Genomic DNA, 24,081 nt, shown 5'->3' with positions numbered 1-24,081 from the left:
GCACGGTTCAGCCGCGCGCCCCGCCACGCTCGCGGCCACCGGGCAGCAGGGTGCGCAGGCTCAAGCGCTGCCCGTACGACAGCGAGCCGTACTTGAACAGCCGCACCGCCGCCACCAATGCGACGGCGGCGAGAGCGAACAGCCAGACAATAGTGGCGATGGCGGTGGTCACCGGCAGAGTCCCCAGGGCATTGCGTGCCATGGCGGTGAGCGGCGCCGAATAGGGGAAGATACTGAAGAAGCGGACGATGAGCGCACTGGGATCGCTGATGATCAAGGCGCTGGCATACAGCGGCATGAAGACGAGCAGGATCATTGCGCTGAAGACCGGGCCGGCATCCTTGGCGGTGGGCATCACGGCTCCGAGCGCGACGAGCGAGCCGGCCACCAGCGCGAAGCCCCCGAGCAGCAGCAGGAAACCGATGATGAGGCGCGAGGGCGAGAAGACCAGGGTGGACAGATCGATATTGGGCAGGCTCATCCGATCACGGAACGCGATATAGCCGAGCACTGTCGGTACCGAGAACACCAGAAACTGCACGAATCCCACGATGAACAGCGAGATGATCTTGCCGACGATGAGCCGGTCCGGTTCGATGGTGGTGAGGATCATCTCGGTGACGCGGTTCTCCTTCTCCTCCAGGGTGGCCGAGAGCATCTGGTTGCCCAGCAGCATGATGGCGAGCAGGAACAGCACCGGGAACAGCAGCGCAGGCAGCGCCTCCCGCAGGCCACCCGATACGGCACCGTCCTTATAGGTGGTGGTCACCGAGTTGATCTGCCCGGAGCTGATCGCCGCCAGCCGGGGATCGCCGATCTTGGCGCTCACGCTCGCGGTGAGCACCGATTTGGCGACCGCCTCGTACTTGCCGGAAGCGAACATGCCGACATCGCGTCCCGAGATCTGCACAGGCTGGCTGGAAGGATCGGCCGGATAGTGCACGAACGCGTCGAGAGCGCCCGAACGCACCTGCTCCACCCCCACGTTCTGGTCGGCGATGCGCGTGCCCCCGGCCGCCGACGCGATCTGCGGATTGACGAGGCCGGAGTCGTCGACATAGGCGAAGTTGATGTGGGCGGACGCCTGCCCCTGGGTCTGGTCCGAGATCGACGAGCTCGATCCGATCTGCAGCACCATGACGAGCGCGATGAACGCCGGCATCGCCAGCGTCGCGAGCCAGAAGCTGCGCTTGGCCAGCGCACGGGTCACCTCGAAACGAATGACGGTGCCGAGATTGTGCTGGGTGCTCACAGCCGTGCCTCCTTGCCGTAGACCTCGACGAAGATCGATTCCATGGAGCGACGCCTCGGCGTGAACTCCGAAATGCTCAGGCCCGACGCGGCGAGATAACTCAGCACATCCTCGGGCCGGGTCCCTGGGTTCAACAGCAGTTCTGCGCGGCCGTTGTCCACCGAGGCGATGCGGTACCCGTCGCTGGCAGGCAGCTCGCCATGGAAGCGCACCACGATGCTGGCGGCGCCGAACTGTGCCTGCACCTCGGGGACGCTGCCGTATGCCCTCGCAACACCGTCCTTGAGGAGCAGCACCCGGTCGCAGAGCCGCTCCACCTCGTCCATCTGGTGGGTGACCATGATGACGGTGGCCCCGGCCCTGCGCTGCTCCTCGATGATGTCCATGAGCAGGCGGCGGTTCACCGGATCGAAGCCCTTGGTGGGCTCGTCGAGGATGAGCAGCTCCGGATCGTTCATGACCGTGACACCGAGCTGGATCTTCTGCTGCTCGCCGCCCGAGAGCTTGTCCAGGCGCACGCGCTGCTTGTCGGCGAGGCCCACCCGATCGAGATAGTCGAGCGACCAGGCACGGGCGGCCGCTGCGCTCATGCCCTTGAGCTGGCCGAAGTAGACCATCGTCGTGAGCACCTGTTCCTTCTTGTACAGGCCTCTCTCCTCGGGCAGATAGCCAAGTCCCTGTTGGCCCGGGCGGAACTTCGCCCCATTGACGAGCAGGACACCTCCGCTGGGCTCATAGAGCCCCAGCAGCGCGCGGATGGTCGTTGTCTTACCGGAGCCATTCGACCCGAGGAAGCCGAAGGTCTCGCCGCGCGCCACGTCGAAGGAGAGATCGCGCACTACCTTGGTCGACCCGAAGGTCATCTGGAAGTGCTCGACGTGGACAGCTGGGGTGACTTCGGCCGTTGCGTGTACAGCCATGGCCACAAACTACCGGAGTGGACGCACCGGTGCTTACGGACCTGCGCTGGGGATCAGGCGCCTCAGTCGATCCGGGCCTGCTGGGCGAGGATCTGCAGTGCAGCGTGGATGATGCCCAGTTCGTGCGGGGTGAGCCCCGCGAGCAAATTCTCGATGCGATCGGCGTAGTCATGGCGCGCGCGGGCCAGCGCATCGCTGCCAGCAGGGGTGATCTCGATGAGGCAGGCACGCCCGTCGCCGGGATCGCGGCGACGGCCCACATAGCCCCGCTTCGTGAGGGACGAAATCATGTGTGTCATCGTCGGGGCCGCGACCCCCTCCCAGCGGGCAAGATCACCCGAACGCAGCGGACCGTGCTTGCCCACCGTGAACAGCGCCGCGAGCATGCCCATGCCCAGTTCGCTCCCCTTGGGGCGCAGCCTGCGGTTGAGCGCAGGCAGGACGTGGGCCGCGAGTTCGCAGACCTCGCGCAGGGGCTCAGCGGGTGAGGCCTGCGGAATCATCCCCGGACCAGACCCTCACGAGCCAGACTCTCACGAGCCAGCATCTCGCGGGGAAGCGCTTCCTCACCACCCGGCTCATCGTCGCCACCCGGCTCGCTGAATCCCTGCGGGGCGAACGGATTCAGCCCGTTCTCCTCCGCCGCCTCTTCGAGAGCAGCTGCTTCGTTGACGAATCGATCACCGCGCACCATGGACGCAGCAGCCGCGATGAGGGTGAGAATTGCTGCCACGCTGAAGACGACGACGAGTCCGTCGTGGAAGGGCCCAGAAATGAGGTGCGGGAAGAATTCCTTGCCCGTGAGCGCGGAAACGTCCTGGGCGTGCAGCGAACCGAGCACACCAGCGCCGCGCAGGAGCTCCTGGATGGGATTGAAGCCGAGGAAGGCCGCGAAGAGCAGACCAACCGGCGGCTCATGGCCGATGGCCTGGGCGGCCCCAGCCGGAACACCATGGGCGAGCAACCCGCTGGTGAGTGTCTGCGGCAGGGTCGAGGAGAAACCGACGATCATCAGTGAGAAGAAGACACCGATCGACAACGAATTCCCGGCATTCTGCAACATGCCCGCCATGCCGGACGCCGAGCCGCGCTGGTTTGCCGGCACCGAATTCATGATGGCCGTCCGGTTCGGGGCGCTGAACATTCCCGAGCCGATGCCCGAGAAGAAGATGACGACGGCGAACTGCCAATAGGTGAAGTCGACGGGCATGAGGAAGAGCAGCACGAAGGTCAGCGCCACGATGCCCAGACCGAGGGTCGAGAACAGCCGGGCACCGAGGCGGTCCGAGAGCATGCCCGAGACCGGGCCTGCCACCAGGAAGCCGACCGACAGGGGCAGCATGTAAATCCCTGCCCACAAGGGCGTTGACTCGAAACTGTAGCCATGCAGCGGCAGCCAGATGCCCTGTAGCCAGATGATCAGCATGAATTGCAGACCGCCGCGCCCGATGGCGGACAACAGCGTGGCGATGTTGCCGGCCGTGAACGCACGAATCCGGAAGAGGCGCATCTCGAACATCGGCTGGGCAACTCTCAGCTCGATCGTCACGAAGACTGCGAGGAGCACTACGCCACCGATCAGGGCACCAAGCACCCATGGGCTCGTCCACCCGGTTGTGCTGGTGCCGTAGGGCTGGATGCCGTAGGTGACGCCGATGAGCACCAGACCGAGCCCGGCGGCGAAGAAGGCGTTTCCGGCGAGGTCGAAGTGCCCGGGATTGCGGGTGCCGATCTCCTTGAGCGAGGTGAAAGCCCACAGCGTGCCGATCAGGCCCACCGGCACGCTCACGAAGAAGATGGCCCGCCAATCGATCACTGACAGCAGCCCGCCCACCAGCAGTCCGATGAAGCTGCCCGCGATGGCAGCGACCTGATTGACACCCATCGCCATGCCCCTGTGGTGGGCGGGGAAGGCATCGGTGATGATGGCTGTCGAATTGGCGAACAGCATCGCCCCACCCAGGCCCTGGACCATCCGCCACCAGATGAGCCACTGGCCACCGGCAGCGCCGGTGAAGGGGTCGATCGCCAGGAGAATCGACGCGGCCGTGAACACGGCGAAGCCGAGGTTGTAGATGCGTACCCGGCCGAAGATGTCCCCGAGCCGCCCGAAGGGCACGACGAAGATGGCGGTCACCACCATGTAACCCATGAGGATCCACAGCAGATAGTTGACATTGGACGGCTTCAACGGGTCCAGATTGATGCCCTTGAAGATCGCCGGCAGCGAGATCATGACGATGGAGCCGTTGATGGTGGCCATGAGCATGCCGAGGGTGGTGTTGCTCAGGGCGATCCAGTGATAACGAGCCGAAAAGACGGGAGCCTCCCCGTCGGTGTGAGCGCCTCGCGAGCGACTGAACAAGGACATGTGCCGGCTTTCTGCTGGTGCGAGGCCGACACCCCCGACGCGAAGCAACACACCGGAGGCAGCTGTGGCTCCGCACCAAAGATCGAAATTTACTTGCTTGGTGCTAAGCAAATGTTAGACCGTGTGGCCTTCAGCGCCAAACAACCAGGAGCCCGGCAGCACCTGCGAGGCCTGCTCGCATCCCGGCGCACACACAGGCCATCCGGCGTACTGCGCGGTGGATCGCGAGGCTGTCCGTGGCGGCGACCAGCTCTGCTGGCGGACATCGCTCCACGGCGATATCATCGCTGAAGTCGCTTGTCAGAGGGCAATCTAGATCCACGCTATACTCTTGGCATGCCATTGCTCGTGACCCGCAGAGTCGTCGACTTCGGGTACCTCACGGGCATCACCGGGCGCTGTTGCACAGGCCATGATTCTCCACCCTTTTGTTGGTGAGTGACGGCGATCGAGGGAACGGCAATGAGGCAGTCGTTTCTGGCTTGACCCAGAACTGGCTCAGACGATAGTTGCTGTGCGTTTCTCGCCAATGCTCACATCAGCCATGTCACCAGCACGACGGGGTTGACAAACTAATCACGGGAATCGGCATTGGGATAACCCGAACCACGGATCCAAGAACTTGGGACGAGGTTTGGGCGGGTGCTCGCGAGAATTGACTTATATTTCTTGGCCCAAGGCCAATTCAAGGACAACCGGGTTCTCCGCCAGCGCTCAAGGGACATCGGGAACAGGCGGTGTTCTTCAAGATCATGAACTCGTTGGATTCATAGCCCATCGCACTGTCCGTGAATTCAACAATCGGGAAGTCATTGACACCGATGCCGAATACCGGCCGTCCGACAACGAGTTCCCCCAATTGATCCTGCCTCTTGCCCCTGTCTCTTGACCCCGCCCCCACAACCAACGAGACAAGAACAGACCAGCAGATTGCCGTCACAATCCTGCCCGGCACGCGCCTTGACGCGTGCCAATTCACCTCGAGCCGCAGATAAAACAAGGAGTAAAAGTGCCCTCTACCAGCAGCACAAAGAACAAAAAGATCAACCAAACAATTCTGGAATTAATTCTGGTCATCGTATTGGCCCTCGGTTTTGGCCTGCTCGGGGGAAAGATTGCCAGCGGCAACAGCCATTCGGCTGCCATTGACAGCACGACGTGGATTTCGAAGATCAAAAAGGCAGGGGTGCTGCGGGTCGGCATGGCGGAAGACGCTCCGACAATCAGCCAGGCAAAGGACGGGCAATGGCAAGGCCCTTACACCGTCGTGGCAGCAGCGCTGGCAAATGAGCTCGGCGTCAAGGTGCAGTATGTAGAAACCAGTTGGGCAAACATCGTTGCCGGAATCCAATCTGACAAATATGATCTGGCAGCCGGTCTCGACATAACACTGCCTCGGTCCCTGGCCGTCGGATTCACCAACCCCGTGACTGGCACCAATAACGTCCTCCTGGTCAAGAAGACCGCGAACGTGAGCACCGTTGCAGAGGCCGAGAGCAATGCCCTCCCCATTGCCGCACCACAGGGCAGCGCGCAAGAGTCTGCACTCAAACTAAGCGACAAGAACTTGCTCAGCATCGACAGCTTCGCCAACGGTATTCAGGCCGTCATCAGTGGCCGCGCAATTGCGGCGATCGTCACTGGCGACACCGCAGTGCAGACCATTCAGTCCAATGACTCACTTCGCGCCATTGTCCCCGCCAATCCCATCGACGTGTCAATCTCCGCCTTCGGGGTGGCTCGTGATATTGATTTCACATCACTGCAGACGATCAACGCAGCCATCAGCGATACCGTTTACTCAGGGCAAGTGAGCGCGAGCTACACCCAGGCCAACATACCTTCAGAAATCCAGGACGGGCGTGTAGTTCCTGTTGTTCCCCAACAATACCAAAAGTGATTCACAGGTGACCAGCTGATTTCAATAATCCTTGGATACTCTCCTAATCTGCTTTCCTGGTGCCGAGTGACAACTCGGCACCAGGAAAGCACCAATCCAAGGTCATCGGGAATGAGGAACAAAGAATGCAGTACTCGCCTGATTGGAGTGTTGTTGGGCAAGCAATGCCAATGCTGCTCAACGGCTTGCTACTTTCCGTCTGGCTCACCGTCATCGTCATTGTGATCGGCCTTGTGGGCGCCATCCCAGTTGCTCTTGCGCGGATGTCAGATATATGGGTCATCCGCTATGCGACTCAAATATACATTGAGATCTTTCGCTGCACGCCACTGCTCATACAGCTCTTTTGGGCGTTCTACGCGCTCCCCATCCTTCTCAATATCAAGCTACCAGGAATCGCTGCCGCGATTGTCGCACTGAGTCTCAATCTGGTGGCCTACATGGCCGAGGCGTACCGCGCCGGCTTCCAGGCCATACCACCTGAACAACTCGAGGCCGCCGAAGTGTTGCAGCTGCCCAGGCTATCACAAGTTGTTCACATCATTTTCCCGCAGGCCTTTCGACAACAGTTGCCATCCATCCTCTCGCTGCTCATCAACTCCTTCAAAGACACCGTGCTCGTGTCGACAATTGGAGTTGCAGATCTCATGTTCCAGGCGAACACAGCCTCTCAGCATTATTACCGGCCGCTTGAGATCTTCACGACTGCCGCCGGTTTCTACTTTGTCATTGCCTTCCCTGTATCCTTGATTGTCAATTCACTTGAGCGCCGTAGTATTCGCCGGAGGGAGAACGCGTAATGGTTGATTCTGAGGGTGGTTCAATATCTGGAGACCCAGCTCCAGCTCCGGCCGTGAGAATTGAATCGGTCATCAAATCATATGGCGACAGGCACGTCCTCCGAAATGTCTCCGCCGAATTCAGGAGGGGTGAGATCAGCGTCATCCTGGGCAGTAGTGGTTCTGGGAAGAGCACTCTGTTGAGGGCCATTGCCGGTCTGACAACGATTGACGAAGGGAAGATCAGCATCGATGGACAGCTGGTAACCGATGGGGAGTCTGTCACAGAGAGTTGGGCCAGTGAGCGCCGGAAGATCGGCATGGTTTTTCAGAATTACACCCTGTGGCCGCATTTGAATGTCAGGCGGAACCTCACGCTTGCGCCCCGGAAGATCCTCAAACTGCCAACGGAAGAACTGCATCAGAAAACACTCTCGGCCTTGGCCTCAGTCGGCATGTCTGATTATTTGGAGGCAATGCCCTTGCAGCTGTCCGGGGGACAACGGCAGCGAGTTGCCATCGCACGCGCGTTGATGATGTCTCCCGAGGTACTCCTCTGCGACGAGATCACATCAGCACTTGACCCACCAGTTGCCGCAGATGTGCTCGGTGTTCTCACCGAGCTGAGAGACTCGAACAGCCTGTGCGTCGTGCTGGTGACACATGACATGAGTTTTGCCGCAAAGGCCGCTGACCGATTACTGTTCTTCCATGAAGGCAATATGAAGCTGTACCCAGGATTCGCAGATGCCAAAGCTGACAAGGAAAACACCGAACTCCAGAGATTCTTGGCAGCCTCCGCAATCAACTGACCATCTGCTGGCGCCGTCCACAAACTGGAAAGGAGCTGTCACAGTTCTCGAGCGCGCTGTGATCCCGCAATGACGGCCTCGATGAGGGCGGAGCGGAATCCGGCCCGCTCCAAGGCACGGATTCCCTCCAAAGTGGTGCCAGCGGGCGAGCAGGCGTCGTCCTTCAACTGTCCCGGATGATCCCCGCTGACAAGGAGCAATTTCGCTGTCCCCAGCACGACTTGTGCAGCCAGACGCTGTGCGGCGGGGCGCCTGAGCCCTTGCTGGACTCCACCGTCCGCGAGCGCTTCGATCATGATGGCCGCGTAGGCGCTGGCACCGGCAAGTCCGGTGACCGCGTCCATGTGTTCCTCGGGCACCCATTCAACGAGACCGATGGTGTTCAGCCATCCCTCGATGTCTGCCTTCTCGTCAGCGGTGATGGTGGTTGCCTCGGACAGCCCGAAGGCGCCTTCGGCTACCTGCGCGGGCGTGTCGGGCAGCGCGCGCAGCACCCGCGTGCCAGCAGGCAGCTGCCGGGCGAGGGAATCGGTGGTCAGCCCGGCGACGATGGTGATGACGGCCTTTCCAGCGAGGTGTTCTGCTACGTTCCCGACAACGGCGCTGGCGTCCTGGGGCTTCACAGCCAGCAGAACGATGTCGGATGCCACACATAGCTCGGCAATGCCAGCGGCGGTCCTGATGCCAACTGTCCCGGCACGTTCGAGTGCCGCGGCGGAGACATCCCAGGCCACGATCTTTGACGCCGGCAGCGCCTTGTTGGTGACCAGACCGGCGCCGATGGCGCCCCCCATGTTGCCGAATCCAATGATTCCAAGCCGATAGCTCATGGCATTCCTTTGATCAGTGAAGAGAAATCTGCCCGCGCGGGGTGTCAACGGTGAGGAAGATGGTGGGGACCAGTCCGAAACTGATGGGTGGAATGACCTGGAGCCCGAGCCCTGAGAGAGCTTGCGACAACTGCTCCGGACTGGGGTGCTCTAAGCGGAGTTCAACCACCGAAAGTGTCTCCAACGCCGTATTGAAGGATGGGTGTGGGGTATTCCCCCAGTCGATGAGGAATGGCTGGAGTCCACCGAAGGGCAATTCGGAATTGAAGGCAACCCGCCATTCGAGCAGCTCTCCTTCGGGCGACTCGCGCGACCATTCCCGCACATCACCCACCTGTACACCACGGCGCGTCGCCGCGCCCGTCACAGCTCCGAGATCACCCGGGTGGATTGCCCAGGTGAACAAATGGGGGTATGGATCGGGGCCGTATTTTCCGACTCCGAACACGGTGTCCTCGGCCCGAATGCCCTGTTGTGCATCGTCGAGGCCGAGCAGCTCGAGATAGGAGGGGTTGTCATTGCCGAAGTCGAGACGAACCAGGAAGTTCTTGGTTCCCATCTTCGCGTGCGCACCCCCGAACAGGGGGGTGACGCCGGTGACGCGAGCAAATTCCTCGACATAGTCATCGATGTGCGGAACGAGGAACACAATGTGATCAACCGGAAGTACGGCCATGATCCCTTTCCTTTGTGGGGTCTGTCCAGAGCAGCCTGGCAGACAATGCATGAGATTTCACAACTCCCGGCCGCCGGATCACAGTGCTCAGGCGGCCTGCCAGTAGCCCCGCTGGCGCGGCGGCGCCCAGGGGGCGCGCTCATTGGGAACGCCGAGTTCGTGTGCCGCGCGCAACGGCCAGTTGGTGTCGCGCAATGCCTCGCGGCCAAGATCGACGGCATCGGCCCGGCCCTGTTCCAGGATCTCCTCAGCCTGGCGGGGATCGGTGATGAGCCCGACGGCCGCGGTGGGAATCTGCGCCTCGCGGCGGATCCGCTCGGCGAAACCGACCTGGTAGCCCGGGCCCACCGCGATGTCGGCGCCCGGCAGGCCGCCCGTGGACGCGTCGACCAGGTCGATGCCGATCTCACGCAGCTGGCGGCACAGCCACACCGAGTCGTCGGCCGACCAGCCGCGGGGATTCCAGTCGGTGGCAGACAGCCGCAGCAGCACCGGCTTGCCGGCGGGGAAGGTGGCGCGCACCGCCCTGGCAACGTCGAGGGTGAGGCGGGCGCGCTTCTCGCGGCTGCCGCCCCAGCCGTCGGTACGGTCGTTGGTCAGGGGCGAATAGAACTGGTGGAGCAGATAGCCGTGCGCCGCATGGATCTCGACAGTGTCGAAGCCAGCCTGCTCGGCGCGCCAGGTGGCGGCGACAAAGGCGTCGATGACCTGGGCGATCTCCTGCTCGTCGAGCCCGTGAACGGGCACCCCGCGGCCCAGCCGATCGGTGAGCATGGTGTTGCGCACACCGACGGGGGCCCAGCCGCCCTCATCGACGCCGAGCAGGCCTGGCCTGCTGCCCGGCCATGGGCGTTCGGTACTTGCCTTGTCCCCGGCGTGGGCGAGCTGTACGCCGATCGACGCGCCGCTGGCGTGCACGATGTCGACGATGCGCGACCACGCCTGCTGCTGCTCGTCGTTCCACAGACCGGTGTCATAGGGAGTGATCCGGCCTTCAGGACTCACTGCCGTGAACTCGCAGACCACCAGGCCGAAGCCGCCGACCGCGAGACTGCCGTAGTGCACGGTGTGCCAGTCCTGCGGCACGCCGTTGCGGGCACCCACCGCGAACTGACACATCGGCGGTACCCAGGCGCGGTTGCGCACGGTGAGGCCGCGCAGCGTGATGGGTTCGAAGAGCAGTGCCGGCTGGTCGTTCATGTGATTCCTTCCCCGCGCGTCCCCACGGGACGCGGTCGTCGATGTCCATGGCCGAGAATGCCACCGGACCTTGTCGATGCGGCCGCAGATGATGGCCCGAGACGCCCGGCAGCCGGATTCTCGCGCACAGCGGAAGGCGGGGACGGCGCTACCTGCCTTCAGGCTGCCTGCTGGGCGCCCATCCGTGCCGGGTCCTCCTGCTCGACCGTCCCGGCAGCCTTGAGATCGCGCATCGCCTCGGCCAGGTGCATCTGATGGGTGACGAATTCGTGCAGCCGGCAGATGTAGTCGTGCTTGCGGCCCAGCCGGGCGATGTAGCCGTTGATGTAGTCCACCTCGGTTGGGCGCCCGTGCGAGAAGTCCTGGTACATCGACGGATAGTGCAGCGGGTTGCCGACCCGGCTCACGAAGTCCACCGATTCCACGCATTCCTGGCGCGTTTCGATGAGCTGGATCCCATCGCGCTCGCAGGCGTCATATGCCTCGTCGAGCAGCATCCGGGACATGTCCTGCGCGCCCGGGTAGGTGGCGAACTCGCCCATCGTCACGCCGAACATCGTGCACAGCGTGTTCACGACGGAATTGAAGACCACCTTGGCCATCAAGGTGCCCATGAAGTTCTCGGTGAGCACCGGATTGAGGTTGGCCGCCGTGAAGTCCTCGACCATGGCGCGGGTGGTCGCATCCGGCTTCTCGGTGCGGTTCACCATGTGCATGTGCCCTGCCCCCGACGCGCCGATGAAGTCGACGTCGCCGGGACCGTTGAGGACTGTGGCGATCATGGCGGTACCGGCCACCAGGTGGTCGTCCGCGAAGTACTCCTGCAGCTTCTCGACATGGCCCATGCCGTTCATCGCGCTGAATACGTACTGCCCGGGCCGAAACAGGTGGGCACATCGCTTGAGCACACCGGCCAGTTGCATTTGCTTGACGAAGACGATCCACACATCTGGATCCCCGGTGTATTCCTCCGGCGTGCACAGCCGGATCGGCACCAGGTGGCGGTTCTCGTGATCGCGCGAGACATAGACACCGTGCTGAGCGTGTACCGCATCGAGATTGGGCGTCCAGGTGTCGATGAAGTCGACGGACAGGCCGGCCTTCTCCTGGAGAAGAACACCATAGCGATATCCCATGGCGCCTGCCCCGATGACTGCGTATTTCACTGTATTGGCCCTCCCGGCTGGATTCTGTGCGGACTCGACGCTACGCTGTCCCGGCGAGCCCGCCAGGCGGTCTCCCATCGTGACCGCTCCCTGCGTCGCCGCCCTCGGCATCCCTGTGCGCCGGTTCCCGCGCGCAGCTGGCGGCCCGCGTGCCCCTAGAGTGGCCCATCGGGCCGGACATGACGGTTGTCCAGCGTCTGCAGAGGCCGGCCGATGTCCCACGGGAGGTTCGATGAGCACAGTTCTGCTGCCCGGCAGCGTCACCCTGGTCGGGGGCGGCCCCGGCGACCCAGGACTCATCACAGTGGCCGGGCTGCGCGCCGTCCAGCAGGCCGATGTGGTGTTGTACGACCGGCTCGCCCCCCAGGAGGTGCTCTCCCAGGCATCGGCGCAGGCCGAGCTCATTGCGGTGGGCAAGGTGCCGCGCGGGGAGTTCGTGCCCCAGGAGCGCATCAATCAGCTGCTCGTCTCCCACGCCCGGCGGGGCCGGCGAGTAGTCCGTCTCAAGGGCGGCGATCCCTTCGTCTTCGGGCGCGGAGGCGAGGAGTGGCAGGCCTGCGCCGAGGCGGGCATCCCCGTCGAGGTCATTCCGGGCGTCTCGGCGAGTACGGCCGGACCGGGCCTGGCAGGCATTCCGCTCACCCACCGCCATCTCGTCCAGGGATTCACCGTGGTCTCGGGCCACGTCGCACCGGGCGATCCCCGCAGCGAGGTGCCCTGGCGCGAGCTGGCGCGCACCAGGATGACGCTGGTCATTCTCATGGGCGTTGCCCACCTGCGCGAGATCGCACCCGAGCTCATCGCCGGCGGGCTCGCCGTGGACACCCCGGTGGCCGTGGTGAGCAATGCCAGCCTGCCCGGGCAGAGCTCCTGGCGTACGACGCTCGGCGAGGCCGTCGCCCAGATGGACGCCCGCCAGGTGAGCCCGCCCTCGCTCGTGGTGGTGGGCACGCTGGCCGGGATGGACCTGTCCCATCCCGATCACCGCGCTCCCAGCGACCACTGAGCCTCGGCGCCGGGCCGGGCCTGCACCAGAGGTCAGCGCTCGCGCTCATCCAGCTCGGCCTTGAGCCCGGCCACCTCGGCCTCGAGCTCATCGACCCGCCGGCGCAGGTCGAGGACGCGCCGGACCCCCGGCAGGGTGACGCCTTCGTGGGTGAGCTCGGCCACCTCCCGCAGCTGCTCCACGTCATTGCGCGAGTAGCGGCGCTGCCCGCCGCCGGAGCGCTTCGGGCGCACGATCCCCTCCACGTCGAGGCGCCGCAGCGAGCCAGCCGGAATCTCCAGCAGCATCGCCACCTGCCCGACGGTGTAGAAGGGCAGGTCATCGGCATGCAGCGGAGCGCGTGAAGTCCGGCGCATGAGGTCCTCGTCAGTCATGCCTCTCCTCGTGGTTGGCGCCGCTGCCACCAGTGTCCCCCGCACGGCCGGCCAGTTCCGAGACGTGGGCGCCAGTCTCGTCCGCGTCGACACTGACGGGTGTCGACCCAGCCGGGCTCCTGCGCAGCCGGACGCGCCCGATGCTGGCCGGTACAGCCGCCGCCCGGGCGTTCCCGGTGGGCAGGTCAGCGTCCAGGTCGAGGCTGATCCGCAGCAGCTCGAAGGGGGTGGCCGCAGCCCATGCCTGCGGCGAGCAGGAGGTCGGATAGGGCACCGGAATGGGCTTCTCGTCTCGCGAGAAGCCGCAGAACAGCTCGGGAAGTCTCCCCGAGAAGGCCTCCAGGGCATCGAGCAGTCCCTCCGTCACCGTCGTCGCGGCGTCACGACGGCCATAGCGGGCCATCCCGGAGGCCGCCAGCACCGAGTCGTGGGGCCAGACCGAGCCGTTGTGATAGCTCGCCGGGTTGTACCGGGGAGCCTGCGCAGACAGGGTGCGTATGCCGAAGCCATTGAACATGTCGGGAGCGACCAGCCGGTCGATCACCTGCCCGGCCACCTCATCCTTGACGATCCCGGTCCACAGGCAGTGTCCGATGTTCGAGGCGAGGGAACGCACCGGACGCTTGTGCCCGTCCAGCGCCAGCGCGTAGAAACCCTCGTCGGGAAGCCAGAAGGCCTCGTGGAAGTGCTCCTTGAGCTGTTCGGCTTGGTGGCGCAGCGCGGCGGCGCGGTCGGGTTCGCCGAAAGCCTCTGCCAGGTCGGCGGCGGCATGCCGGGCGGCGTAGCAGTAGCCCTGCACCTCCGCCAGCGCGATGGGGGTCTCGGCCAGGTGGCCATCGGCGTGGCTGATTGCGTCCGCGGAGTCCTTCCAGCCCTGGTTGAGCAGCCCCCGGTCGGTGCTGCGCTGGTATTCCACGAAACCGTCGCCGTCGCGATCGCCATAGTGATCGATCCAGTCGAGGGCCCGGTCAACAGCCGGGCGCAGGGGCGCGAGATCTTCGGGGGCGACACCCCAGCGCAGCGCCTGCCCTGCCACCAGGACGAACAGCGGTGTCGAGTCGATGGAGCCGTAGTAGACGGATTCGCCACCCAGCGCCAGGGAGAGGTCGGCGCCCAGCCGGACCTCGTGGGGGATCCGCCCGGGCTCCTCCTCGCTCATCGCCGAGACCTTCGTGCCCTGCAGCCGGGCGAGCGTACGCAGCGTGCCCACCGCGAGCTGGGGCACATAGGGCAGCATGAGCGAGCTGGTGATGAGCGAATCGCGGCCGAACAGGGCCATGAACCAGGGCGCACCGGCTGCCACCACCTCGTCGTCGGGGTGGTCCGGATCGCTGATCCGCAAGGCGCCCAGGTCACGTTCGCTGGTGGTCAGTGCCTGGGCGAGCACGGAATTCTGCACAGTGATGGCAGGGTTCATCGCATGCCAGCCGCGCATCCGCAGGGCCGGGCCGGTACTTGCCAGCGGGCGGTCCAGGGGGAAGGGCTCGGACAACTCGGCGCCTCCGACCACCGGGATCGCAGCGATGCTGGTGTGCCAGCTGCCGTGCGCAGGCACCACTGCCCTGGCCTGAAGCACGCCCGGGGCGGCCTGGGCGCCGGGCCACGAGATCCGTATGCCACGGCTCTGCACATTCGCCCCCGAGGTCTGCAGGTGCACGCCCGAGGCGTCGGCCCGCCTGTCGATCTCCCGAGGATGGGTGGGGCGGCGGTCCTTCACCTCGAAGAGATCGGCGAAGTCGGCGTCCACCTGCAAGGCCAGTTCCAGCCCGGCGGCCTCGGTGCCGTAGTTGGTGATGACGATGTCCTCGCGCATCCCCTCCCCGACCATCCGGTGGCGCTCGACGAGAATGGTGGGTTCCACCGCCCCCGGACGAGCCGGGAGCCGGCCGACGAAGCGGCACTCGTACGGCTCACCGGGCAGCACGCTCAGCGGCTCGATGTCGTGCCCGTCGATGCGCAGCTGCCAGCGCGAGAGAATCCGGGTATCGCGCACGAACAGGCCGTCGACCTGCTCGGGGACGATCTCGCCTCCCAGCTGAGCGACGCAGAAGGACGAGCCCTCGACGAGCGCCACGGTCTGCTGGAGGCGCGGCACCAACCCGATGCCATGGGGTCCGGTGCGATTGACGTCATCGTCGCTGCTGTGTTCCTGAGCATCCACCACGTCTCCCCATTCTGCCCGGTCCTCGCTGTGGGCATGGCCCCCGGAAGGCACCATCATAGCTACATCTAGACAAGCAAACCTACACTTCGACAAGTAGATTTTCTTGTCCTATGATTGGCATGAATCACCTGTGCATGTGCTACATCACATGATGATCAATTCGGAAGGAGATGCCGATGTCGCTGACCATGACTCCCGACGCACCAGCTGCGGCCAGACCCCAGGAAGACCCGCTGAAGATCGGGATGATCGCTCCCCCGTGGTTCGAACTGCCCCCCAAGGGATACGGCGGCACCGAGGCAGTCGTCGCAGCCCTGGTCGATCAGCTCGTCGCGCGCGGCCATGAGGTCACGCTCATCGCCTCGGGAGCACCGGGCACGAAGGCCCAGCACTATGTGCGGGTCCATGACGAGCCTCCCTCCGAGCTGCTCGGCTCGAGCGTCATGCCCGAACTCGTGCTGGCCGCCGAAGCCGGGCGCGCGCTGCGTGAGCTCGATCTCGATGTGGTCCACGACAACTCGGCGGCCGGGCCCCTGCTCGCCGCCGGACGCCATGAACCGACCGTGGTGACCATGCACGGGCCGGTGAGCGGAGACAACGGCGACTACTACCGACGGCTGGGCACAAGCATCGAGCTGGTCGCCATCTCGAGAGCCCAGATGCGCCAGGCACCGGGACTGAACTGGGCCGGCTGCGTCCCCAACGGGATCGACGTCAAGTCCTTCCCCTTCCGGGCGCACAAGGAGGACTGGGTGCTGTGGATCGGGCGCTTCTGCGCCGACAAGGCGCCCCATCTGGCCATCGAAGCCGCCCGTCGGGCAGGGCGCCCGATCGTCCTGGCGGGCAAGCTGAGCGAGCCGCCGGAGAAGGAGTACTTCGACCAGTACGTGCGCCCGATGCTCGGGCCCGATGTCCACTATGTCGGCGTGGCCGATGCGGCTCTGAAGCGGGAGCTCTACTCCAAGGCAGCCTGCCTGGTCTTTCCGATCCAGTGGGAGGAGCCGTTCGGCATGGTGATGGCCGAGGCGCTGGCCTGCGGCACACCGGTCGTGGCCACGCCGAGGGGTAGCGTGCCCGAGATCGTGCGCGACGGCACGACCGGCTTCATCGCTCGCGGGATCGACGCCTTCGCCCAGGCGATCAACCGGGTGGAGGAGATCGACCCGGCAGCCTGCCGTCGGGATGCCGAACAGCGCTTCGACCTGCCGGTCATGGCGGCGGGATACGAACGGGTCTACCGGATGCTCGTGGCCGGCAGGCGGACCATTGCGACCCTGCCTGTCACCACGACCTCGGCCGCCGCCTGAGGCGAAGTCCGCCTCAGTGGCGGGCACTTCCGGCGCCAGGAGAATCGGCGGGCCGGCCCTGAATCGCCAGCTCTACCGCCGCCTCGCCGACGAGATCCGAGTTGACTGGGCATGGAAGCATCCTGGATTCAGTGGCGGGCAAGTTCTCCCGGCGCCGGCTGGCCCTGGGAGGTCATTTCACGGTAGTACCCGTTCTCCTTTCTCGATGGGTGTGAGGTATCCGATCGATGAGTGCAACCGGTTCTCGTTGAACCAGTGCACCCAGGAGAGCGTGGGGAGTTCGAGCTCCTCGGCGGTCCAGAGCGTTCGCCCGCGTCAATCGCGGCCTGCTTGCACCAGCCACGCAGCGCGTCGGCGTTCACCCCGACACGCTGCTCGATCCGGACCACTGCCACATTCAACGACAACGCCGAATCCTCCTTCCGGGCCTCGGCAACCAGTCGCATCGCACGCTCACGAAGCTCCGTCGGATATTCCCTCGGTACTGGCACAGTCATCACCCCCTCGGGGAATCAGACCCTCCACCAAACCTGGGACGATTCATGCCTTCCACTCAGGCAAGCCTCGCGCTCAAAGTACCTGAGGCACCAACCCCACCCACGCGCTCAAGAAACGTGAGGCACGTCGGCTTGTAGAGATCGTCCGATGCAGGCCTTATGGCGAAATACCGGTTAACGTTTGGGGCTGGGATGTGGTGCGGCGGATACTGGAACCGGAGCACGGTCAGTGGACTGGCTGGATTGCACCGCGACGCGGCCACATATCAGGCGCGGACGACGGCCAGTTCGGACCAGCGGGTGGTGCCTCGGTTGGGAAGCATGTCACGGCGCATCTGCCAGTTCGGCGCGGACTCGAGGCCGGCGAGGCCGAGAGCAACAGCGTCCCGCCCGACGGTGGCGTTGACGTGGTCAATAAGAGCACTTAGGCGGCTACCTCGTTGGTCGGGCTCAACCAGGGGAGCATGGGCTACGCGTCATGGCCGGCAAGAGGGTGCGTGCTTGGCGCCGTGGAAAGCGAGCTTGGCGAGCGTGCGGGTGACAGCCGACCCCCCCAGGCGCGCGTGGGGTACCTCACCTCGACCGTGCTCACCCTGGGGTGCTTGGGCTGGCGCCCACCAGCAGGTGCGCACCGAGAATCGCGCTCGGGCCACCAAAGACCCTTTGCCCGAGGATCCTCTCGCTGCGCCGCCGTGGCGTGGGACCATGCGTTCGGGGCGGTGACGCGACGCGCATCCGGCTCACGAGGGCCCGTCCCCAGGTGAGCGCGAGACGACCCCTCCCCCGCTTTGTCGGCCCTGCCCGTTGTGCATAGGCTGGGCGCCATGGCGCGCCACCACCGCCGGAGCGATCCGGCGACCGAGCAGTTGCGCATCCAACTCTTTGAACGGCTGGTCGACTGGCGCGAGGCGCACCTGGCGGGGCTGTCTGCAGCCGGAGTCACTGGCGGGATCATCGGCTATACGGCGGCCTACTCCCCCTCGCTGCTGCCCCGGCCCTGGGGATTCCAGGGCTTCATTGCGGCATTGTCAGCCATGTTCGGCTACCAGTCGGGGCTGCTGGTCAGCTGGATGACCGGTTTGCTGGCTGATCTGCTCGGCGTCCACGTGCATCTGCGCCATGGCAAGCGCATCTGGCTGGCGGGGGGCCTGCTGGTGCTCGCGTTGCTGCTGGCCGGAATACCCCTCGCAAGCCTTTCGGGTCAGCGCCGCACCGCCCGCTACTGCCAGGTGAAGGGCCCTGGGCCGAGCTGGGCGGCACTGTCCACCGGGGCAGCTACTGTCATCCTGGCGCTGTTCGCACTGCAGTGGCGCGGCACGGTGGCCACCATCGACTGGTTCACCAATCACCTCAAGAGCCGCTTCGTGTGGGCACTGCTGGCGCGCATGCTGTCCACGCTCATCGTGCTCGCGACGATCGTCCTCGTCTTCGACCAGGTGATCCTCAAGGGTGTGTGCGGAGTGGGCAAGACGGCCTCTGAGCACCTCGACCGCACCACCCCGCCCGGTGTCGACGCACCCACCGACCCGGGACGCTCGGGAAGCGCGAGCTCCCGCGAGGCCTGGGACAGCCTGGGCCTGCAGGGCAAGCGCTTCGTCTCAGGCGGCCCGGATCGGGCCCGCATCGAAGAGGTGACGCGACAGCCAGCGCTCGAACCACTGCGGGCCTATGCCGCTCTCAATGGACGCAGCCTCGAGGGCATCGCCCAGGCTGCGGTAGCCGAGATGGACCGCATCGGCGCATGGCAGCGCCGGGCGATCTGTATCGTCACCACCACCGGACGCGGCAATGTCAACGAGTGGAGCGCCTCGGCCTTCGAATATCTCACCGGCGGGGACTGCTGCACCGTGGCCACCCAGTACTCAGGCCTGCCCAGCGCGATCACGCTGTTCACCGGCAAGGAGGTCCCGGTGGCGGCCAGCCGGCTGCTGTTCGAGGCCGTCGAGTCCCGGCTCCACGAGATTCCGCCCGACAAGCGGCCCAGGCTCTACCTGGCCGGAGAGTCCCTGGGGGCCTACGGCAGCAACGGCATCTTCGAGTCCCCACAGGACATGACCGCTCGCATCGACGGTGCGGTGTGGCTCGGCACCCCCGATTTCACCCCGATGCACGAGCTGCTCACCGACCGGCGCGCGCCCGGCTCCACCGTCGTCGATCCCGTCATCGATTCCGGGCGGCAGATCCGTTTCGCGAAGAACGGCCGCGAACTGCTCAGTGACGAGTTCGGCACGCCGCTGGAGGCCTGGGAACATCCCCGCATCGTCTATCTGCAGAACGACACGGATCCCGTGGTGTGGTGGTCCACCCGGCTGCTGTGGCGCCGCCCCGAGTGGCTCGGCGCACGCCGGGTCCCGGCCAGCCCGATGGCAGCGATGCGGTGGTGGCCATTCGTCACCTTCTGGCAGGTGGCGAGCGATATGCCGGTCTGCCGCAATGTGCCGGAGGGCTATGGGCACAAATACCATGCGGCGCAGATCACCCCGGCCTGGGCAGGTGTGCTCGGCAGGCCGGTGAGCGGCGACTATTCGGCGATCATCGCTGCGCTGCTCGAGGACGTGACGCTCAAGCCCGTGAAAGTGATGGGCATCTGAGGCGTTCGAGGAGCCCGGGCCGGTACCCGCTCAGCCCAGTGGCTGGACCGTGATCGACATCGCGCTGGGATCCGACTGGGAGACCAGTGACTCGTGGGCGCCCACGTCATCGAAGGGGAAGGCATAGGCCCGGCCGTCCGCCATCGCCGCATGCACGCTCTTGGCGTAGAGGTTGAGGCCCTCGGTGTTCGTGAAGAATCTCGCAGCGTCGGTGACGGGCTCGGTGTCCGCAGAGCCGAGCGTCCCCCTGGTCAGCGCTGCGCACACTGTGCGCGAGATGGGCCCGACGGTCTGGTCGTTGGGCAGGGTCGTATTGCCCACCCCGTTGAGATTGCCGTCGCAGCCCCACACGTCGGCGCTGCTGGGCCGGGCGAAGGCGGCGACCGTGGTACCGCTGGTATCGGTGAACGTCATCACATCGCCCACGGTCCTGCCGAAGAACTTTCGTTCGGGTTGCTGGGCATTGGGAATCACGGTGAGTGCCGAGTTCTCGTAGCGCGACCATGCGGTGGCGATGAAGGCATCGAGATAGTCCTTGGCGAGCAGCCCGGCCATCGTCGCATGGCCCGGTGCGAGTACCCGAAGGAATCTGCCGGACTCGTCCCGCACGACGGATTTCGCCCATGCCGGATCGGCCGACAGCGTCTCGATCACCTTCGCGCGCCCACCGGGGGCAAGCGTTCCGGTGTCGGCGGCGGCATTGTCGGGGCCGCGCACGCCGACGGTTGCCGGAACGGCGAACTGGTCCACCTGGGTGGGATTGGCCCACAGCCCGGTTCCCGAGGTGGCGTTCGAGGTGAAGGTGAACTCGGTCCAGTCGAACAGCGTGGCGTAGTTCTTGTCGGCTCGATCCCAGGGGGCCGGCTGAATGAGGCCGGTGGTGCCATCGCCGGCACCCACCAGGCCGAAGTGCAGCTTGTTGCCCAGCGCGTAGTAGATGCGCCCGGAGATTCCCACCGGCAGGTGCAGTGTCATCGTCGTCCCGGGGGCCGGGCCCTCGATCGCCACATCGGGGGCATCGACGGGGGTCGTGCCGTCCGCCTTCGGCCACAGCTGGAAGCGACCCTCGCGATCGACGTATCCGAGCTTGTCGCCGGAGGAGATGGTCGTGGAGCTCCCCACGATGTAGATGTACAACGGCTGGTCGGAGCCCGAGTTGTTCGTCAGCTCGATGGGAAGGCTCGACGAATCGACCCGGTCACCGGCCGAGCTGCCCGATCCGGCGGGCTCGGTGGTGCCGGCGGGATCGAGCGAGTTCGCGCCCCGGTTCGCCGAGTTGATGACGATCCAGACGGCGAGTGCCATGACGATGGCCGCAGCGAGCACGATCATCGGTGTACGGGCAGTGCTTCTCTTCGATGTCATGGCGGACTCCTAGCAAGGGTTTCACCACGGCCACGCAGAGTTCGGCGGCGCCGGTGCGTTGTGACAGGAATGGTAGCCAGAACCACCGACCCGTCTCAGCAATCGGGACGAATCCGCCGCCCACAGTCCGGAGAATCCACAGTCAGGAGAAGGAGATCGTCGCGCTTCCCAGCGAGCCCGTCGAATTGATCGTCACGGCATGTCGTCCCGCCGGTGCGTCGAGATCGATCCGGACCGGTCCCGGACCGTCGACGGAGGCCGTCGAGGTGGAGCCCCCCGCCACCTCGATGGTCAGGATGCCATTGCTGGTGCCCGGCCCCAGCGTGAGCGTGGCCCAGCCGGGGGCGTCCGCCGGGACGTTCACGGTGATCCGGTCGCTACCCGGGGCGGGCGTCGAGGCGGCCGTGATGTCGTCGGAGTCGGGCGCAGCGCCTGCGCTTCCCGCCGTGCTGCGGCCGGCCGCGGCGTGGCTGGCGCTGGCCACCACGGACGCCGGACCGGCCGTGCCGGATCGGGTCGCGCTGGGCCCGACCGTGCTGGGTGCCGGGGGTGAGTCGGCCGAGGAGGCGATCTTCACCACCATGACCAGGACACCGAGCACCAGGACGACGACGGCGCCGATGTACCAACCACTCCTGCGCACGCCACTGCCGGCAGCTGCCACGAACGAGATCCCTCCAGCGATCCGCCCCAGCGCTGCTGGCGCGTCGAGTGCCTTTGCGCTCTGAGACGAATCCTAGAGGACGAGCTGTCCGACTGACGAGGCGGACCCCGCCCTCACAAGGCCAGTCGACACGCGATGAGCCAGCACGCACCGAGCCGGCGCAGCTCAGTCGGCGAAAGTGATGCGCTGGTGACGATGGGCCGGCTTCTCGAGCTCGTCAAGCACCCCCACGGCGAAGTTCTCGGCGCTGACGTGCTCACCGGCAGGGCTATCGGTGCCCAGCGTGTAGTGCCCAGTGCGCTCACCCGGCGCGATGACCGGCGAGGGGGAGACGAACACCCAGTCGAGGCTGTCCCCCGCAGCACGGTAGCGCTCGAGCAGATCCGAGCCCCAGATCCCCTCTCGCTTGTAGTCCTCGGGGAACCCGGGGGTGTCGACGAGCCGGACGCCGTCCTCGAGCAGCGAGCCAGCGCCGCCGACGACGAGGACCCGCGTTGTGGGCTTGGCGTCGATGATCCGCTGGTGAGCCTCGATGTTGACCTCGATCGGCTCCGGGCTGGTCCGCGACGGCGGAACGGCGACCACCAGGGCGTCGGCGTTCTTGGCGAGATCCAGGATGGCCGGGGTATCGGTGAACTCGGCCTTGGCGCTCGTAGCCCCATCCACGGCAGTACCCCGGCGCGTCACAGCGACCACCTCGTGCCCTCTGTGCAGCGCCTCGGCGACGATTCGGCTTCCCACCATGCCGGTTGCCCCGACAACGACGATCTTCATGATGCCTCCACTCTCGGCCAGCCGCACGGACGGCCCGCGCGACTCATGGCACGTCTAAGGTATCCAAGCGAAATCAATATCTTCAAGGAAACTGAATATCCATGAGATACTATTGACCCATGAGCACAGCCCAAAGCCCTACCGTCCGCGACAACCTGCCCGCTGATGTCATGAATCCCGCCTGTCCCTCCCGCACCGTGCTCGCGCGGATGGGTGAGCGGTGGACACCGCTGGTCGTCGAGGCCCTCGACGCTGGCCCGCTGCGCTTCACACAGGTACGCGCCACAGTCGGCGGCGTCACCCCCAAGGTGCTCACGCATACGCTGCGCCTCATGGAGCAGGACGGTCTCGTGGCCCGCCGGGTCTATGCCGAGGTGCCGCCGCGCGTCGAGTACGAGCTCACGGCGCTGGGGCGCTCGCTCCGCGAGCCGGTGAGGGCCGCCCGGCGCTGGGCGGAGACCCATGTGGGCGATGTCCTGGAGGCCCGGGACGCCTGGGACCAGGGCCACAGCTCGCAGGCGCCGGCCTGACCCAGCGCCTCCGCAGGGCCCACCGGTGGCAGGCCTCGGGACGCAGAACTGCTCGTCGTCGCAAGCCGTCTTCCTGCGCAGCAGGCACCCTGGGGGCCGGCGTGCGGGTCATCATCAGGGCATCACGGCCTGGGCAGCCGCGCCCAGGGGAGCACCCAGCAGCCGCACCAGCAGCCAGCTCGATGCCGCCATCACGAGGGCGAACAGCGCGTTCCACAGCGCTCGCGGAATGTGGGTCAGGCCAGCCAGTGTGCCAGGGTCCTGGCGTGGGTCCGGGCTGCGGAGCACTGCGAGCCAGCCACGCCAACCCCCGAGAACGAGGAAGACACCCGCTCCGGCGACCACGGCCGTGTTCAACCCGTCTCCGCCGGCCCACCACAGGGCCCCCACTGCACCGAGCAGCAGCGCAAGGGTGAGCACTGTATAGGCGGACCGGGCGCGCACTGCGAGGGCCGCGAGAATCAGCCAGCTGACGAGCAGGAGGAGGCTCGCATAGCCGTGCAATCCGACGTACACCAGCCCGGCGCCCACCAAGGCTGGCATCGGATAGCCGGCAGCGGTGGTAGCGATCCGGGCGAGCCCCCGCTCGCGTCCCGCAGTGACCGTCTCACCCGACATGTCGGTATTGACCCGAAAACCCACAAAGCGCCGTCCGCAGGCCACGCCGACCAGCGCGTGACCGGTCTCGTGCACCACGGTGACGAGGCTGCGCGTCGCACGCCACAAGACCGGCACGGCTACGCAGGCCAGCGCCGCCAGGCAGGCAATGGCGAGCCAGCCGGTGTCGGCGGGTCCCTCGGGCACCGCGCTGGCCCGCAATCGCCCGACCAGGCCCGACCAGATCCGCTGCCACGTCATGGCGGCCATTGTGCCCCCGGCTGCTCGCGGCCCGCTGAGCCAGGC

At 65.6% G+C, this 24,081-nt stretch carries 22 protein-coding genes and 1 pseudogene; 7 read left to right on the top strand and 16 right to left on the bottom strand.

The features are described 5' to 3' along the window. Positions 1-7 precede the first annotated feature (7 nt). The 4 genes from BMX93_RS06315 to BMX93_RS06300 form a co-directional block, all read right to left on the bottom strand. Positions 8-1,252: an ABC transporter permease gene (locus tag BMX93_RS06315; RefSeq protein ID WP_091969137.1), complete on the bottom strand. Its 1,245-nt coding sequence runs from the start codon at positions 1,250-1,252 to the stop codon at positions 8-10. Continuing rightward, positions 1,249-2,172, bottom strand: coding sequence for an ABC transporter ATP-binding protein (locus BMX93_RS06310; protein WP_218139245.1), 924 nt, complete (start codon positions 2,170-2,172; stop codon positions 1,249-1,251). Before BMX93_RS06310 ends, BMX93_RS06315 begins: the two co-directional genes overlap by 4 nt. Before the next feature lie 62 nt (positions 2,173-2,234). Continuing rightward, positions 2,235-2,675 carry a MarR family winged helix-turn-helix transcriptional regulator gene (locus BMX93_RS06305; protein WP_091969133.1) on the bottom strand — a complete coding sequence of 147 codons (441 nt, stop codon included), beginning with the start codon at positions 2,673-2,675 and terminating at the stop codon, positions 2,235-2,237. Then, positions 2,672-4,543, bottom strand: a complete 1,872-nt coding sequence (locus tag BMX93_RS06300) for an MFS transporter (protein WP_091969130.1) — start codon at positions 4,541-4,543, stop codon at positions 2,672-2,674. The genes BMX93_RS06305 and BMX93_RS06300 overlap by 4 nt, the downstream gene beginning before the upstream one ends. A gap of 1,009 nt (positions 4,544-5,552) precedes the next feature. On the opposite strand from BMX93_RS06300, the gene BMX93_RS06295 reads away from it, so the two are divergent. From BMX93_RS06295 to BMX93_RS06285, 3 genes are all read left to right on the top strand, one after another. Then, positions 5,553-6,443, top strand: a complete 891-nt coding sequence (locus BMX93_RS06295) for a substrate-binding periplasmic protein (protein WP_091969128.1) — start codon at positions 5,553-5,555, stop codon at positions 6,441-6,443. Positions 6,444-6,568: 125 nt separating this feature from the next. Continuing rightward, entirely contained in the window at positions 6,569-7,243 is a 675-nt protein-coding gene (locus BMX93_RS06290; protein WP_091969126.1) for an amino acid ABC transporter permease, read from the top strand. Continuing rightward, entirely contained in the window at positions 7,243-8,034 is a 792-nt protein-coding gene (locus BMX93_RS06285; RefSeq protein WP_091969125.1) for an amino acid ABC transporter ATP-binding protein, read from the top strand. The genes BMX93_RS06290 and BMX93_RS06285 overlap by 1 nt, the downstream gene beginning before the upstream one ends. Before the next feature lie 38 nt (positions 8,035-8,072). Here the strand turns inward: BMX93_RS06285 and proC are convergent, their stop codons facing one another. The 4 genes from proC to BMX93_RS06265 form a co-directional block, all read right to left on the bottom strand. After that, the gene (proC, locus tag BMX93_RS06280) at positions 8,073-8,864 is read right to left on the bottom strand and encodes a pyrroline-5-carboxylate reductase (protein ID WP_091969123.1); all 792 of its coding nucleotides are present in this window, start codon (positions 8,862-8,864) and stop codon (positions 8,073-8,075) included. Positions 8,865-8,877: 13 nt separating this feature from the next. Then, on the bottom strand, positions 8,878-9,540 hold the full coding sequence (locus BMX93_RS06275; RefSeq protein ID WP_177170096.1) for a VOC family protein: 663 nt from the start codon (positions 9,538-9,540) through the stop codon (positions 8,878-8,880). 87 nt (positions 9,541-9,627) lie between these two features. Then, positions 9,628-10,740 carry an NADH:flavin oxidoreductase/NADH oxidase gene (locus BMX93_RS06270; RefSeq protein WP_091969119.1) on the bottom strand — a complete coding sequence of 371 codons (1,113 nt, stop codon included), beginning with the start codon at positions 10,738-10,740 and terminating at the stop codon, positions 9,628-9,630. A 158-nt stretch (positions 10,741-10,898) separates the two neighbouring features. Beyond that, positions 10,899-11,906 carry a ketopantoate reductase family protein gene (locus BMX93_RS06265; RefSeq protein ID WP_245725762.1) on the bottom strand — a complete coding sequence of 336 codons (1,008 nt, stop codon included), beginning with the start codon at positions 11,904-11,906 and terminating at the stop codon, positions 10,899-10,901. A gap of 232 nt (positions 11,907-12,138) precedes the next feature. Here BMX93_RS06265 and cobA point away from each other — a divergent pair, with 232 nt between their 5' ends. Next, the gene (gene cobA, locus BMX93_RS06260) at positions 12,139-12,912 is read left to right on the top strand and encodes a uroporphyrinogen-III C-methyltransferase (protein WP_091969117.1); all 774 of its coding nucleotides are present in this window, start codon (positions 12,139-12,141) and stop codon (positions 12,910-12,912) included. A gap of 32 nt (positions 12,913-12,944) precedes the next feature. Here cobA and BMX93_RS06255 read toward each other — a convergent pair whose 3' ends face one another. Together BMX93_RS06255 and BMX93_RS06250 are read right to left on the bottom strand one after the other, a co-directional pair. Then, on the bottom strand, positions 12,945-13,286 hold the full coding sequence (locus BMX93_RS06255) for a MerR family transcriptional regulator (RefSeq protein WP_091969115.1): 342 nt from the start codon (positions 13,284-13,286) through the stop codon (positions 12,945-12,947). Beyond that, positions 13,279-15,447, bottom strand: coding sequence for an amylo-alpha-1,6-glucosidase (locus BMX93_RS06250; RefSeq protein WP_177170095.1), 2,169 nt, complete (start codon positions 15,445-15,447; stop codon positions 13,279-13,281). The genes BMX93_RS06255 and BMX93_RS06250 overlap by 8 nt, the downstream gene beginning before the upstream one ends. A 179-nt stretch (positions 15,448-15,626) precedes the next feature. Between BMX93_RS06250 and BMX93_RS06245 the strand changes: the two genes are divergently transcribed. Beyond that, a complete protein-coding gene (locus BMX93_RS06245; RefSeq protein WP_218139244.1) occupies positions 15,627-16,757 on the top strand; it encodes a glycosyltransferase family 4 protein in 1,131 nt (376 codons plus the stop codon). Positions 16,758-16,934: 177 nt separating this feature from the next. On the opposite strand, the pseudogene BMX93_RS06240 reads toward BMX93_RS06245, so the two are convergent. Then, positions 16,935-17,051: pseudogene (locus BMX93_RS06240) on the bottom strand (integrase core domain-containing protein); the annotation flags it as partial. A 469-nt stretch (positions 17,052-17,520) separates the two neighbouring features. Beyond that, the gene (locus tag BMX93_RS06235; RefSeq protein ID WP_091969194.1) at positions 17,521-17,712 is read right to left on the bottom strand and encodes a DUF4113 domain-containing protein; all 192 of its coding nucleotides are present in this window, start codon (positions 17,710-17,712) and stop codon (positions 17,521-17,523) included. Between the two features lie 366 nt (positions 17,713-18,078). On the opposite strand from BMX93_RS06235, the gene BMX93_RS06230 reads away from it, so the two are divergent. Then, positions 18,079-19,845: an alpha/beta hydrolase gene (locus BMX93_RS06230; protein ID WP_143052835.1), complete on the top strand. Its 1,767-nt coding sequence runs from the start codon at positions 18,079-18,081 to the stop codon at positions 19,843-19,845. A 30-nt stretch (positions 19,846-19,875) separates the two neighbouring features. Here the strand turns inward: BMX93_RS06230 and BMX93_RS06225 are convergent, their stop codons facing one another. The 3 genes from BMX93_RS06225 to BMX93_RS06215 form a co-directional block, all read right to left on the bottom strand. Continuing rightward, positions 19,876-21,210 (bottom strand): beta-1,3-glucanase family protein, encoded by a 1,335-nt coding sequence (locus BMX93_RS06225; RefSeq protein WP_091969107.1) that lies wholly within the window; start codon positions 21,208-21,210, stop codon positions 19,876-19,878. Between the two features lie 142 nt (positions 21,211-21,352). Further along, the gene (locus BMX93_RS06220) at positions 21,353-21,874 is read right to left on the bottom strand and encodes a hypothetical protein (RefSeq protein WP_091969105.1); all 522 of its coding nucleotides are present in this window, start codon (positions 21,872-21,874) and stop codon (positions 21,353-21,355) included. Between the two features lie 165 nt (positions 21,875-22,039). Continuing rightward, on the bottom strand, positions 22,040-22,648 hold the full coding sequence (locus tag BMX93_RS06215) for an NAD(P)-dependent oxidoreductase (protein ID WP_091969193.1): 609 nt from the start codon (positions 22,646-22,648) through the stop codon (positions 22,040-22,042). Between the two features lie 119 nt (positions 22,649-22,767). Here BMX93_RS06215 and BMX93_RS06210 point away from each other — a divergent pair, with 119 nt between their 5' ends. Continuing rightward, positions 22,768-23,178, top strand: coding sequence for a winged helix-turn-helix transcriptional regulator (locus BMX93_RS06210; protein ID WP_091969103.1), 411 nt, complete (start codon positions 22,768-22,770; stop codon positions 23,176-23,178). 114 nt (positions 23,179-23,292) lie between these two features. Here BMX93_RS06210 and BMX93_RS06205 read toward each other — a convergent pair whose 3' ends face one another. Continuing rightward, the gene (locus tag BMX93_RS06205) at positions 23,293-24,036 is read right to left on the bottom strand and encodes a M50 family metallopeptidase (RefSeq protein ID WP_177170094.1); all 744 of its coding nucleotides are present in this window, start codon (positions 24,034-24,036) and stop codon (positions 23,293-23,295) included. Positions 24,037-24,081: the final 45 nt, after the last annotated feature.

Source organism: Propionibacterium cyclohexanicum, from assembly GCF_900111365.1.
Classification (GTDB): domain Bacteria; phylum Actinomycetota; class Actinomycetes; order Propionibacteriales; family Propionibacteriaceae; genus Propionibacterium; species Propionibacterium cyclohexanicum.
The sequence above is the reverse complement of the archived record's forward strand: the minus strand, read 5'-3'. Positions and strand labels throughout refer to the sequence as shown.